This is a genomic window from Nostoc sp. CMAA1605, assembly GCF_021596505.1.
Classification (GTDB): Bacteria; Cyanobacteriota; Cyanobacteriia; order Cyanobacteriales; family Nostocaceae; genus Trichormus.
This window is the reverse complement of sequence record NZ_PJIZ01000024.1, coordinates 55,385-69,081: the sequence shown is the minus strand read 5'-3', so window position 1 is coordinate 69,081 and position 13,697 is coordinate 55,385. Positions and strand designations below refer to the sequence as shown.

15 protein-coding genes and 1 pseudogene are annotated in these 13,697 nt (G+C 40.5%); 12 read left to right on the top strand and 4 right to left on the bottom strand.

Translation table 11 applies throughout. From position 1 onward, the window contains the following. Together CV014_RS11335 and CV014_RS11330 are read left to right on the top strand one after the other, a co-directional pair. Nucleotides 1-1,060, top strand: a 1,060-nt coding sequence (locus CV014_RS11335; protein ID WP_236142127.1) for a polysaccharide pyruvyl transferase family protein, incomplete at its 5' end; no start/stop codon positions are given. Nucleotides 1,061-1,162: 102 nt separating this feature from the next. Further along, entirely contained in the window at nt 1,163-2,242 is a 1,080-nt protein-coding gene (locus CV014_RS11330) for a glycosyltransferase family 4 protein (protein ID WP_236142126.1), read from the top strand. Between the two features lie 10 nt (nt 2,243-2,252). Here the strand turns inward: CV014_RS11330 and CV014_RS11325 are convergent, their stop codons facing one another. Further along, the gene (locus tag CV014_RS11325; protein WP_236142125.1) at nt 2,253-3,089 is read right to left on the bottom strand and encodes a zinc-dependent peptidase; all 837 of its coding nucleotides are present in this window, start codon (nt 3,087-3,089) and stop codon (nt 2,253-2,255) included. Between the two features lie 159 nt (nt 3,090-3,248). On the opposite strand from CV014_RS11325, the gene ilvA reads away from it, so the two are divergent. The 5 genes from ilvA (at nt 3,249) to CV014_RS11300 (ending at nt 7,528) form a co-directional block, all read left to right on the top strand. Beyond that, the gene (gene ilvA, locus CV014_RS11320; protein WP_236142124.1) at nt 3,249-4,760 is read left to right on the top strand and encodes a threonine ammonia-lyase, biosynthetic; all 1,512 of its coding nucleotides are present in this window, start codon (nt 3,249-3,251) and stop codon (nt 4,758-4,760) included. A 23-nt stretch (nt 4,761-4,783) separates the two neighbouring features. Beyond that, the gene (locus CV014_RS11315; RefSeq protein WP_236142123.1) at nt 4,784-4,921 is read left to right on the top strand and encodes a hypothetical protein; all 138 of its coding nucleotides are present in this window, start codon (nt 4,784-4,786) and stop codon (nt 4,919-4,921) included. 35 nt (nt 4,922-4,956) lie between these two features. Then, nucleotides 4,957-5,385 carry a hypothetical protein gene (locus CV014_RS11310; protein WP_236142122.1) on the top strand — a complete coding sequence of 143 codons (429 nt, stop codon included), beginning with the start codon at nt 4,957-4,959 and terminating at the stop codon, nt 5,383-5,385. 593 nt (nt 5,386-5,978) lie between these two features. Further along, nucleotides 5,979-6,911 (top strand): hypothetical protein, encoded by a 933-nt coding sequence (locus CV014_RS11305; protein ID WP_236142121.1) that lies wholly within the window; start codon nt 5,979-5,981, stop codon nt 6,909-6,911. A 119-nt stretch (nt 6,912-7,030) separates the two neighbouring features. Then, nucleotides 7,031-7,528: a hypothetical protein gene (locus tag CV014_RS11300; RefSeq protein ID WP_236142120.1), complete on the top strand. Its 498-nt coding sequence runs from the start codon at nt 7,031-7,033 to the stop codon at nt 7,526-7,528. A 138-nt stretch (nt 7,529-7,666) separates the two neighbouring features. Here the strand turns inward: CV014_RS11300 and CV014_RS11295 are convergent, their stop codons facing one another. Further along, nucleotides 7,667-7,942 (bottom strand): DUF5132 domain-containing protein, encoded by a 276-nt coding sequence (locus CV014_RS11295; RefSeq protein WP_103137711.1) that lies wholly within the window; start codon nt 7,940-7,942, stop codon nt 7,667-7,669. 256 nt (nt 7,943-8,198) lie between these two features. Between CV014_RS11295 and CV014_RS11290 the strand changes: the two genes are divergently transcribed. From CV014_RS11290 to CV014_RS11280, 3 genes are all read left to right on the top strand, one after another. After that, nucleotides 8,199-11,165 (top strand): leucine-rich repeat domain-containing protein, encoded by a 2,967-nt coding sequence (locus tag CV014_RS11290; RefSeq protein WP_236142119.1) that lies wholly within the window; start codon nt 8,199-8,201, stop codon nt 11,163-11,165. A gap of 116 nt (nt 11,166-11,281) precedes the next feature. Beyond that, the gene (locus CV014_RS11285; protein ID WP_236142118.1) at nt 11,282-11,761 is read left to right on the top strand and encodes a type II toxin-antitoxin system VapC family toxin; all 480 of its coding nucleotides are present in this window, start codon (nt 11,282-11,284) and stop codon (nt 11,759-11,761) included. Between the two features lie 11 nt (nt 11,762-11,772). Next, nucleotides 11,773-11,958: a hypothetical protein gene (locus CV014_RS11280; RefSeq protein ID WP_236142117.1), complete on the top strand. Its 186-nt coding sequence runs from the start codon at nt 11,773-11,775 to the stop codon at nt 11,956-11,958. 25 nt (nt 11,959-11,983) lie between these two features. On the opposite strand, the gene CV014_RS29980 is transcribed toward CV014_RS11280, so the two are convergent. After that, nucleotides 11,984-12,115, bottom strand: a complete 132-nt coding sequence (locus tag CV014_RS29980; protein ID WP_268964634.1) for a hypothetical protein — start codon at nt 12,113-12,115, stop codon at nt 11,984-11,986. Nucleotides 12,116-12,168: 53 nt separating this feature from the next. On the opposite strand from CV014_RS29980, the gene CV014_RS11275 reads away from it, so the two are divergent. Continuing rightward, nucleotides 12,169-12,492, top strand: coding sequence for a DUF433 domain-containing protein (locus tag CV014_RS11275; protein WP_236142116.1), 324 nt, complete (start codon nt 12,169-12,171; stop codon nt 12,490-12,492). A 2-nt stretch (nt 12,493-12,494) separates the two neighbouring features. Then, nucleotides 12,495-12,845 carry a DUF5615 family PIN-like protein gene (locus tag CV014_RS11270; RefSeq protein ID WP_236142115.1) on the top strand — a complete coding sequence of 117 codons (351 nt, stop codon included), beginning with the start codon at nt 12,495-12,497 and terminating at the stop codon, nt 12,843-12,845. Between the two features lie 29 nt (nt 12,846-12,874). Here the strand turns inward: CV014_RS11270 and CV014_RS11265 are convergent. Then, nucleotides 12,875-13,656, bottom strand: a pseudogene (locus CV014_RS11265) (RluA family pseudouridine synthase); the annotation flags it as partial. Nucleotides 13,657-13,697: the final 41 nt, after the last annotated feature.

Genomic DNA, 13,697 nt, shown 5'->3' with positions numbered 1-13,697 from the left:
GATTAAAGATTACTTACGAAGATTTAGTAACAAACAATGGCTAAAAAAATTAGCTCCAGTTTTGAAGTTTTATCAGCCTTTATCACTTGGCTACCAATCTAATTTACAAGAGATTCGTAACGCATCAATTGTGATTGCATCGGGAGGAGATGTTTTCAGTTCCGACTATAGTGCTTTAGATAGACATTTGTATCCCTTAGAATTAGCCTTAGATGCTGGTGTAGCAGTTGTTTTTTTAGCTCAGTCAATTGGCCCATTCAAAACTCAAAAAGAGGCTGACAAATGGTTAGAAGTGGCGCGTCGATGTCAGTTAGTTTCGGTGCGAGAAGAACTATCTTATAAGTATGTTACTAAAGATTTAGGTTTAGATGCGGCATTAGTTAAGCATACTGCTGACCCAGCCTTTTTATTACAACCACCATCTTCAGAAGTTGTGGCTAAAATGCTGAGTAATTATGGGATTGAGATAGATAGACCAAAAATTGCGATCGCACCTAGTCAAGCGATTTGTCGTTATGCTGTTCAAGACTATGAAAAGCATATCCAGGTCTGGACTGAGGTAGTCAAGATGATGGTGAATGAATTTCAGGCTCAGGTGTTAATTATTCCTCATGTTCAGGAAATTAATGCTAATAATGATGATCGCATCTTTGCTACTCAATTACTACAAGAATTACAGTACAATTCTCAAGTTCATTTAGCTGGTGCAGATCATTCTGCGGCTGAATTCAAGGGTTTAATTGCAGCTTGTGACATGATTGTAGCTGAGAGAATGCACCCTGCGATCGCTGGTCTTTCTAGTGGTGTCTGTACCATGCCGGTTGGTTATTCTGTCAAGGCTGAAGGTATCATGGCTGATCTTTTAGGCTCAACAACACTTCATCATGAATTACTCATCTCAATTCAAAAATTTCTGAATGTTGATTTAGCTTGTGAAGCCGTTGCTAATGCTTGGAAACAACGTCATGAAGTCTCTCATCATCTCCAGCAGGTTTTACCATCAGCCAAGCAGGCTGCTGCTGCTAATTTTGACATGATTTCAAATATTCTCAAACCATAGAAATTTAGGTGTTGCTGAAATTAAAAGTTAGCAAACAAACATTGCAATTTTTAATCATCATCAGCAATACCTAGAGATGATATTTATCATATATTTTTCCTCATGATGGCACAAATCACATCAATTTTTCTACCCCGTGTAGACGGGAATCCATATCAAGAGCAATTAATTGACAACTTGAGAAAAATCGGGTTAAAAGTTGAAATTCAACAGCCATTTGCTTCCTCTACTTTTTTCTTTCCGATGGTGATTAAACATTGGAAACCAGATATTCTGCATTTACATTGGTTAGAACCATCATGTATTTCGACAAATGGGTTTTTATCCCTGTTGAAATCAGTTGCTTTTTTAATCCAGTTAGCCATACTCAAAATAATTGGTGTTAAGCTAGTGTGGACTGTACACAACCTCAAAAATCATGATAATTTAAATCTATTTTTAAATAATTTATGTACTAAAACAGTCATCAAGTTTGCTGATGCAATTATCACTCACTGCGAAGCTGCACAAGAGGAATTAATTAAAACCTTTGCCATCAAACATAAAAATAAACTCTTTGTAGTTCCACATGGCAATTATGTAGAGTGGTACGAAAATAAAATTAGCCGAGAAGCCGCCAGCGCAGAATTAAATATCAAAACTTCTGAAACTGTATATTTATTTCTGGGGTTAATTCGTCCCTACAAAGGAGTCCCAGAATTAATTGAGACTTTTCAGGGATTAAATAGTGAAAATATTAGATTAGTGATTGCTGGTAAGATTAATAGTCAAGATGCAGATTTAACTGAATTAATTCAGCAAAAAATCTCCGATGATCAACGCATTAATTTTATTCCTGGTTATATAGAACCGGAAAAAATTCAAGTATATATGAATGCTGCTGATGTCGTTGTCTTTCCTTACCGAGATATTTTGACATCCGGTGCAGTTATGTTAGCTATGTCCTTCGGAAAAGCTTGCATTGCTCCCCGTAAAGGCTGTTTAGGAGAAGTGTTAGATAATCAAGGGGCATTTTTATATAATTTAGCTGACGAAAATGGCTTGATTCAAGCTATGAATCAGGCATTAGATAACCCAAAAGCAATACTAGAAATGGGTCAACATAATCAACAATTAGCTGCCAAATATAGCTGGAAGAATATTGCAGAGTTAACTTTAGATGTATATCTTTCTTGTCTTTAGGCTTGCAAAATTATTCACCAAAAAATTGCATTTTCGCCGTATCTAATTGATAGTAATTTTGTAATAGCTCATAAAGCAAAGGATGATTCTGCTGTAATTGCTGCGGCTTTTCAAAAAAAGTCTCCGTCGCTACAGCAAAAAATTCGGCGGGATTAATTGCGCCATAACTATCAATTACAGTCTTCATACCTTGCTGTACATCCTGACAAAGTTGTTGATATTCTGCTGTCATCACCCTAGACCAAATCGCATAATCTGACTGATGTCGCAAAATAGGAACACCTTCAGCTTTACCATCTTCTTGGTCTAACTGATGAGCAAATTCATGCAACACCACATTACGCCCATCTTGCCAATTTTGTGTATCTATTTGTATCTGTTGCCAAGATAATATTACTTGGTCTTTTGTCCATGATTCTCCTAATCTCGCATCACGCCTTTCTGTAACAATATAATTATCAACTGCCACAGTTTGATTGACAAAATAAGTGCTAGGATAAATCAAAATTGAGCGTAATTTAGGAAAGTATTCACCCCTTTCATTGAGTAGGAGTAAACAAGCGACAGCCGCAATCATAATTTTCATTTCTTCTGTCACCTGCAATCCTTGACAGCCAATGAATTGTTTCTCTGATAAAAATACTTGTATATGTCCTTGCAGTCGTCGCCGTTCCACAGGAGAAAGACAAAGATAAATTGGTAAATTATTTTCTATAACAGCATTCCACAACGCCGGAAATTGACGCTTTTGAATACGATTTCTGCGCTTTCTCTTGAGTATTGGACTCAGTAATATTCCCGCAAGAATCAGCCCAATGAGGATAAAAATAACAATTGCCTGTACCATTGATAATCAGCGATCGCTCTCCTTTAGCTTACTCAAATCTCATCCAGCATGGGAATAATTAGCGAAGCGGGTACACCAACACCAATAATCTTCAAAGTATTGGGGCAAACTTAACGTAGAATTAATATTCATCTAGCCCTTGCTCATTTCACCTACCCCATGCTTTGCGACTACCTAGTACAAATACTGACTGCTCGCGTATACGAAGTTGCTCAAGAATCGCCTTTAGAGTATGCCCCGAATCTTTCTGCCAGACTGAATAATCAAATCCTGTTGAAACGGGAAGATATGCAGTCTGTGTTTTCCTTTAAGTTGCGCGGTGCGTATAACAAAATGGCCAACCTCCCGCCAGATTTACTGGCACAGGGTGTCATTGCTGCTTCTGCGGGTAATCATGCCCAAGGCGTAGCTTTAGGTGCGCGACAGTTAGGCACAAGGGCTATTATCGTTATGCCTGTGACTACACCCCAAGTTAAGGTAGATGCAGTTAAAGCGCGGGGTGGGGAGGTGGTATTGCATGGCGATACCTATGATGATGCCTACGCCTATGCTAGACAATTGGAAGCAGAAAAGGGTTTAACCTTCATTCATCCCTTTGATGATCCTCACGTCATCGCGGGACAGGGAACTATAGGGATGGAAATTCTCCGGCAACACCAGCAGCCAATTCATGCCATATTTGTGGCTATTGGTGGCGGTGGCTTGATTGCTGGTATTGCTGCTTACGTCAAACGTCTCCGTCCCGAAATCAAAATTATTGGTGTAGAACCGGTAGACGCTGACGCTATGCACCAATCATTAAAAGCCGGAAAACGGGTGCGGTTATCTCAAGTCGGTTTATTTGCTGATGGGGTAGCAGTGCGGGAAGTGGGAGAAGAAACCTTCCGCCTGTGTCAAGAATATGTAGATGAAATTATTTTGGTGGATACAGATGATACCTGTGCCGCTATTAAAGATGTGTTTGAAGATACACGCTCTATTTTAGAACCTGCCGGAGCATTAGCGATCGCCGGCGCAAAAGCCTATGTAGAACGGGAACAAATCCAAGACAAAACCCTCATCGCCGTCGCCTGCGGTGCAAATATGAATTTTGACCGTTTGCGCTTTGTTGCCGAACGCGCCGAATTTGGCGAACGCCGCGAAGCTATCTTTGCAGTCACCATCCCCGAAACACCAGGAAGTCTGCATAAATTTTGTGAATGTATCGGCAGACGCAACTTAACTGAGTTCAACTATCGCATTGCAGACGAGAAAATAGCCCATATTTTCGTCGGGATGCAAATCCAAAACCGCGCCGATAGACTCAAAATGGTAGAAAATTTTGAAAATTGCGGTTTCGCCACCCTCGATTTAACTGATGATGAACTGACAAAACTGCATTTGAGGCACATGGTTGGCGGACACTCACCCCTAGCCCACAATGAACTACTCTATCGCTTCGAGTTCCCCGAACGTCCCGGCGCGTTGATGAAATTTGTGGTTTCCATGAGTCCTAATTGGAATATCAGTATGTTCCACTACCGCAACAACGGCGCAGATTACGGACGGATTGTCGTCGGAATGCAAGTCCCACCCCAAGAAATGACCGAATGGCAAGCGTTTTTAGATACACTTGGCTACCAGTATTGGGATGAAAGCCAAAATCCGGCGTATAAATTGTTTTTGGGATGATACCAAGGGATGGGCATTGGGCATTGGGCATTGGGCATGGGAATACATTTGCCAATGCCCCAAGAGACGGAGCAATGATGCTCTGCCCCGCCTTCGGCGATCGCTTAAGATTAGTAGGAAGTCTAAATATTGTCTATTTAACAGGGAACGAGAAGCAGTGATCAAGTGACTGATAACTGATATTCAATCATGAGTTATGTGGACGTATGTATACACCCAGGATGGTAACTTTATCCGTCAGTTTCCCAAAGATGACGGAACTACAGAAATAGAATTAGAATTTCTGTTTCATGACCTATTTTGGTCACGATTGTATGGCATCACAATTTTTTATGTTGCTTTTTACAAACGTCTGCAAATTGATTATGTAGTCAGTAGCTACACCTTTACCAAGGTAGTAGTAAAACAGAGTGATTTCGACGATCGCGCCCAGCAAGAACTCATTCAAATCATGCTGGAGATTAAAGAGAATAGTAATATGCTCTTGGGTATGGCGGAGAAATATTTGTTTGATCAGCCAGATAGTGGCAATGTAGAGACAAATCGCTATCAACCCCTGTTAAGTTACAAAGTTACAGAAGTCGAAGGAAAAGAGTTTCTGGAGAAAGTTGCAGAAAATCTGTGAACAATAATCTCAATGCTGGCGATCGCAATTCACTTCCAGATAATATAGTGCTAAATTTTACGCTAAGTCTACAATCAGCACCAAAATCTCTGGTAAATTAAAATGTATCAGCCGCAACATAGAACATCGAAAAGTGCTGCCAATAACTCTGAAACAACAACAAATCAATTTGCAACGCGTCCCTTTGTTATTCAGACTCAAACAGAGAAAACCGCAGATACAACCCTAAACCACAGTTAAAATCACCCGCAAGCAACCCATTCCTGAACCTGAGCATTTTTGCCCCTGGTTCTGTAACTCCACCACCACCTAGCATTCAGACAAAACTGACTATCAGTCAGCCTACAGATCACTATGAACGAGAGGCTGATACAGTAGCAGAGGAAGTATTACAAAGAATTCATGCACCGCAGACTTACAATTTACAGCGTCGGGAAAATTCATCACCAGAAAACTGGGCAATCAGTATAATTAACAGAGCCATCCTCAGTAGAGATATTGACCCCAGTCAAGTTAAAAATGGCACGACTAAAATTAATCCCCAAGATATTAGCTTAGAAAAAATCGGACATGGTTTGATTTATAACGACTCCTTGACTGACCAAGATAAAGTCTGGCTGAGAGAACAAGGATTTCAAGAACAATGGTTTCCAGATGGGAAGGTTACTAATGCAGGTAGCGGCTTAAATTACGGATTATTATTGCCCACGGCTGAAGGATTAGCAGCAGGAAAACACCCTATCCTAGCATTCCGAGGGACAAGTGATTTAGCTACAGTTTGGCAAGATTTGGATCTCAATTCTCCTGGACACGGGGGAATTCAGCAAATCCTCACAGGTTTTTCTGTCAGTTATGTCAAGGGTATTGTAGCGCAATCAGGTAAATTAGATGTTACAGGCCATAGTTTAGGCGGCGCATTAGCTCAACATTTTGTCGGGACTTTTCCCGATTTAGTCAGACGGTTAGTAACATTTCAATCTGCTGCACCCAACGCTAAACAATATCACAAGAATATAGAAGCTCTCCCAGAAGATGCTAGACCAGAGGTAGTTCACCACATTGCCAAAGGCGATGTTGTAGACTTAGCAGGAGGAGAACACCTTAAAGGTACGTTCTTTGAACATGATCTAGAAACATCAGGACTAGCTTCTGTATCTACCCTCGCCAGAATTAAACAAGCCCATACTTCGCAACTATTAAATACTGAAGATATTGTGGGCGGAGGTGGTCAAGGTCGCCATACTCAAAATATTAAAGTCACAGAAAATGCTACTCGTCCTTACACCAAATCCAGATTAGTGGAAGCGGGACGGATGATGGCCTTAAATAAAGGTACATTTGTCGCTGGAGGCCTGTTAGCTGGTGCGGCGGGACTAGCAGGAACAGCAGTAGAAGTTCCCACCAGATTAGCATACAAGGGTTTAGCAGCTACAGGTAGTGCGATCGCCAGTGGTGCATCCTCGCTATATAACACCGTGACTAATTTCTTCTCTGGGAAGAAGGAAACATCAGACAATTCCCACTAAAATCATAATTTATTGCTATTTACTCCAAAACCCAATCCGTTCGTAGTCAGGGCTTTAGCCCTTTAGCTTTTCAGACAGAAATAGGGAAGAATACTTAATCGCAACCCATCAATATAGATATGAGCAATGAAACAGTGGTATATGAGCGACATTTCATTGAAAAACTAGGTTTCTCCGTAGAAATCCCTAATAATTGGCAAAAAATCGAGGATTATCCCTTTATGGGTGCAGGAACAGAGGGATACTTTTATCCCACAAATTTAGCCCATGATCCCCAAATCTTTTTCAACAAAACTGTATTAAAACTAAGAAAACAAAATGATAATTTCTTTGAAACCTTCGCTGATCAATTAATGCAATCTGCATTAAAAGACTTAGCCTCAGAGAAGTTTGAAATTATCACTCAAATCCATTCAAAGATTGATGATTTTCCCGCCAGAATTGATGTATTTGTTTTTCAGTCACCTAATTTTGAAGTTCCAGTGACACAATATCAAGCCTGCTGGCAAAATCATCAAACTCTGTATGCGTTAATTGGTATGGTTGAATCAACCCAAGAATTAGAATATCTACCCATTTTTGAAACAGTAGCCGCATCAATTCGCTATCAAGCTTAGAGATGAATCAGAATTTAACGGTAAGACCCACTTAAATTATGCAGCCACCAGAGCGATCGCAGTTCTTAAGCAACGTCCAGACACAAATTAACCAACTTAACAATATTCTTCCTTCTCCCCTGCCCCCTGCCCCCCTGCCTAAACATCCGTAGGTTGAGCCGATTTCATCCGTTCTTCACCCACTTCCGCTTTAGCTTCTGCGATGATATCTTCCCAGTTGTCGCGCAATTCTTCTAAAGCCTCTTTATTATTTTCATAAAGAGCCAGGCCTTTTTTAACCACCGCTTTAGCTATTGGTCTACCAACACTACCGATAACTGGCAAGAATATGGGTAAAAGAATTATCCCCACAATCCCCGTAACGCCTAAGCCTTCCGTTAAATCTCCAAGGTCGGGTAAAAGCTTAACTGACATAGTGGTTTTTCCTTCCTTGTTGTACTTAAACTTATTTTAATGCAAATATCACTATTCAAACTGAGTGCTGAAGCATTATGCAATGTAATGTAACTTTTTCGTAACTGAAAAATTATTGTGTAAAACATATTTAACAAACTTTGCAACTCAAACCGGAAATCTTGATACAGCGAAATCTCACTAGGACTATTGCAACTGTTTATACGCGCTACATTATTATTTAAACTGATTTTTCCGGTGCGATCGCTCCTTTCCTATGACTAACGAAGAACTGCTGCGAATTATTGAGCAAGCTGCTAAAAACAAAGTTACGGAACTAAACCTTTCTTTCAAACAGTTAACCAGTCTGCCACCGGAATTTGGACAACTGGTCAACCTGCAATCGCTCTACCTCAGCAGTAATCAACTGAGCAGTCTGCCACCGGAATTTGGACAACTGGTCAACCTGCAATCGCTCTACCTCAGCAGTAATCAACTGAGCAGTCTGCCACCGGAATTTGGACAACTGGTCAACCTGCAATCGCTCTACCTCAGCAGTAATCAACTGAGCAGTCTGCCACCGGAATTTGGACAACTGGTCAACCTGCAATCGCTCGACCTCCGCAGTAATCAACTGAGCAGTCTGCCACCGGGATTTGGACAACTGGTCAACCTGCAATCGCTCGACCTCCGCAGTAATCAACTGAGCATTCTGCCACCGGAATTTGGACAACTGGTCAACCTGCAATCGCTCTACCTCGGTTGGAATAAACTGAGCAGTCTGCCACCGGAATTTGGACAACTGGTCAACCTGCAATCGCTCGACCTCAGCAGTAATCAACTGAGCAGTCTGCCACCGGAATTTGGACAACTGGTCAACCTGCAATCGCTCTACCTCAGCAGTAATCAACTGAGCAGTCTGCCACCGGAATTTGGACAACTGGTCAACCTGCAATCGCTCGACCTCGGTTGGAATCAACTGAGCAGTCTGCCACCGGAAATTGTCCAACTGGTCAACCTGCAATCGCTCGACCTCCGCAATAATCAACTGAGCAGTCTGCCACCGGAAATTGTCCAACTGGTCAACCTGCAATCGCTCGACCTCCGCAATAATCAACTGAGCAGTCTGCCACCGGAATTTGGACAACTGGTCAACCTGCAATCGCTCGACCTCCGCAGTAATCAACTGAGCAGTCTGCCACTAAAAATTGGGAATTTAAACTTAAGCAATCTCACTTTTGGTGGTAATCCTTTAGTTTCAATTCCACCAGAAATTAGAAAAAAAGGCTTTAGAGCAGTATTGAACTTTCTTAGACAACAGTCAGAGCAAGAAACCGACCGTATTTATGAGGCAAAGTTGCTCATAGTTGGAGAAGGTGGTGCAGGTAAAACTACACTTGCCAGGAAAATTCAAAATGAGAATTATCAACTACAACAAGATGAACAATCAACAGAAGGGATTGATGTTATTCAATGGAAGTTCCCGTTAGATAATGGTAGAGAGTTCCAGATTAATATATGGGATTTTGGTGGACAAGCAATTTATCATGCTACACACCAATTTTTCCTCACTAAACGTTCTCTTTACACCTTAGTTGCAGACACTCGTAAGGAAGATACTGATTTTTACTATTGGCTGAATGTAGTAGAACTACTAAGCGATAACAGCCCTATACTAGTTATAAAAAATGAAAAGCAGGAACGTAAACGAGAAATCAATGAGCGAGATTTACGGGCTAATTTTACCAATTTTAAAGAAACACTCTCTACTAACTTTGCTACAAATCGCGGCTTACCAGAAATCTTAAATAAAATCAAACACTATATTAGTAACTTGCCCCATGTAGGCACAGAACTTCCGAAAAATTGGGTTGAAGTCCGAAAAGCTTTAGAAAGTGATGAACGTCAGTATATTACTTTAGAAGAATATTTAAATATTTGCCAAAAACATGGATTTACTAAACGAGAAGATAAACTACAACTTAGTGGTTATCTACATGATTTAGGTGTATGCCTTCATTTTCAAGATGATGATTTATTAGGAAAAACCGTAATTCTTAAACCTACTTGGGGTACAGATGCAGTCTACAAAGTATTAGATAATACACAAGTTATTCAGAATTTAGGCAAATTTACCCGCAATGATTTAAACGATATTTGGAGTGAAAACAAATATGCTGATATGTGTCCAGAACTATTACGTTTGATGATGAAGTTTAAGCTATGCTATGAAATTCCTAGTTGTCCTAATAATTATATAGCTCCTCAATTACTCTCGGCAAATCAACCTGAATACGAATGGAATGAATCTAATAATCTTATTCTACGCTACAGTTATGAATTTATGCCCAAGGGTATATTAAGCCGTTTTATTGTCGAAACCCATAATTTTATTGAACAGCAAAAACTTGTTTGGAAAACTGGCGTTGTTCTCAATAAAAATGAAACCCGTGCTGAAGTAATCGAATACTATCACCAACGGGAAATTAGAATTCGTGTGTCAGGCATTCACAAAAAAGAATTATTAGCCATCATTAGACATGAACTAGAAAAGATTCATAATTCCTACGAACGCCTGAAGTATCAAGAACTAGTTCCCTGTAATTGTGATCAATGTAAAGACAGCCAAAATCCTTATTCTTATCCTTTGCAAGTTTTATCCAACTCTCTAGGAATTAATAATTATCAAATTCAATGCCAAAAAAGCTTTCAAATGGTAGATGTACGTGGGCTGATTGATGATGTGCTAACAACTAATTCTAAATTAAAATCAGCAACAGTTACACATATCAATAGAAATCAAGTTTTTATTAGCTACAGCCACTTAGATAAAGACTGGCTAACTAAATTACAAACCCACTTAAAACCCATGATTCGCAATCAAAAATTAGTAGTGTGGGATGATACAAAAATAGAACCTGGAAATGAGTGGCGCGAAGAAATTGAAGACGCTTTAGCAGCAGCAAAGGTAGCATTGCTAATGGTCAGCCCTAACTTTTTAGCATCAGATTTTATCGCAGAAAATGAGTTACCACCATTGTTAAATGCAGCCAAATATGAGGGGCTAAAAATTATTTGGATACCTATAACTTTTAGCTTATACGAAGAAACGGAAATTGCTAAATACCAACCAGCCCATGACCCCAAACAGCCTTTAAAAAGCTTGAGTGAATCAGAACAAGATGCAGCACTAGTGGAAATCTGTAAAAAGATTAAAACGGCATTTCAGTCTGCAAATGACTAAACATTTTATATTTCAATAATATGCCTGCCTACTTAATTAAAAGAATTATGCCGCAAAGTCTCAAGACAAAGCTCAAATGCTGTAGGATAAGTACAAAATAGATTTTACCAAGTCCTGTGAAGGAAACCGTTTATATTGAAACCAGTATTTTAGGATACTTGACTGCCAGATTAACAGACAACTTGATTCTGGCGGCAAATATAAAAATTACGCAAGATTGGTGGAATGTTCGTCGCGGTTCTTTTTTGCTTTATGCTTCTGAGATTGTAGAGGATGAAGCGGCTAGGGGAGATACAGCGATCGCATCTCAAAGGCTGAATTTACTACAATCCCTGACTTTTCTGGACTTAACAGAAGAAGCTATGGAACTTGCACAAGAATTTTTGCAGCAAAGCAATTTACCACCCAAAGCCGCTAATGATGCGTTACACATAGCACTTGCCACAGTTTATGGTTTGGATTACTTGCTAACATGGAACTGTAAACATATGGCAAATGCCCAAATCCAACGCAAACTATCACAGATTAGCTCTGGACTGGGATACGATTTACCCATTATCTGTACACCTTATGAGTTAATGGGATTTGATTCTTGAGGAAAATAAATATGTATGAGGACGATATCGTCAAAGAAATCCATCAGTACAGAGAGGAATATGCTAAGTCTTTAAACTATGACCTAAAAGCTATATTTAGCGATCTACGCCAAAAGCAAATTGTGAGTGGACACGAAGTTGTGAAACTTCCCATCAAGCGACGTTATCCCCAAAAACCACAACCAACAGCATCATAGACTGTTTGCGAGCATAGTAAAAAGATTAAAACGGCGTTTCAGTCTGCAAATGAATAGTCGCTTGGGTGTGGGGATGCTGAAAGCGGAGTTCTTTGGCGTGTAAGTGTAAGCGACTCACCCCAGCATTGCAACCATATAAGCGATCGCCTAATAACAAAAAGGATAAACCTGATTGATATGATTAAAATTAGGTAAAAACCAAATAAACATATGTCAGTTGTTGCACCCAAATCTTATGTAGAGTATCAGAATGATGGCTACTGGGTTGAAGGAACGAGAATTTCCCTTGACTCTGTTGTTTATGCTTTCCGAGGTGGGCTATCGCCTGAAAGTATTGTTCAGTCTTTTCCGTTGCTAACATTGGAACAAGTTTATGGTGCGATCGCCTTCTATCTAGCTAATCGTGTAGAAATAGATTCTTACCTAGAAGCCGAGGAAACTGCTTTTGATGCCATGCCCCAACCCCTAAAAACTACTGATCCTGTTTTGTACAATAAGCTGATAGCAGCTAAGTCAATAAGTCAAAAGGCTTGATCATGATTATTCGTTACCAAGCCGATGCTGACTTAAATCAGGCAATTGTCACGGGGGTTTTGCGTCGAGAAGCTACAGTTGATTTCCAAACGGCCTTTGCAGCTGGATTAGAGGGCGTTAAAGACCTCGAAGTATTAGCGATCGCAGCAAAACAGGGGCGCATTCTCGTCACCCATGATCGTAAAACCATGCCATCAGAGTTTGCTGAATTTATCATCAATCATCAGAGTTCAGGAGTGATCATCGTTTCTAGAAAAATACCGATTGAAATCGTGATTGAGGAATTGTTGCTAATTTGGTCTGTATCAAGTGCAGAAGAGTGGGTTGATCGGATTGCAAAACTGCCGCTATGAACCCCTTGAGAAACTGTAAACAATCTTACTCAAAACGGCGTTTCAGTCTGCAAATGAGTAGTCGCTTGGGTGTGGGAATGCTGAAAGCGGAGTTCTTTGGCGTGTAAGTGTAAACGACTCATCCCAGCATTGCAACCATACAAGCGATCGCCTAATATCACAACTCCCAATCCTACCAAAGCATGAACTCGCAATTGATGGGTGCGTCCGGTTAATGGTTCCAATTCCACACGGGTATAATTTCCTTCTCTCGCCATCACTCGAAAGCGCGTCACGCTGGGTTTACCAAGTTCCCAATTAACTTGCTGATAAGGTCGATTTTCGGGATTTCCCCACAATGGTAATTCAATTACACCCTCATCTTGAGTGACAACCCCTGCAAGTATCGCCTCATAAACCTTGTGGACTTGTCGCTGTTGAAATTGCTGGCTAAGTTGGCGATAGGTTGGTAAATCACGCGCTAGCAAGAGAATCCCAGAAGTTTGTTGATCTAAGCGATGTACAGCAGTTAAATTATCGCCATCAGGTAAGGAATTACGCAAACGACTAATGACGCTATCTTGAGTTTCTAAATAGCGTCCAGGGACAGAAAGTAAACCAGGGGGTTTGTTGACAGCAATTAAATATTCGTCTTCGTAGATGGTTTTGACCTCTCCCCAAACCCCTCCCCTTGTAGGGGAGGGGCTTAAAACTCCCCTTCCCTATAAAGGAAGGGGGTAGGGGGGTTAGGTTGCAAACCAGACAACAAAAACCCCATTAACGGCTGACAACGTTCAGCACAAGCACCATAAAATTCTCCCTGCACTTTATCGAAAGCGGCGGGAAACTCCATCCCCTTGCGGGTGGAGAAGG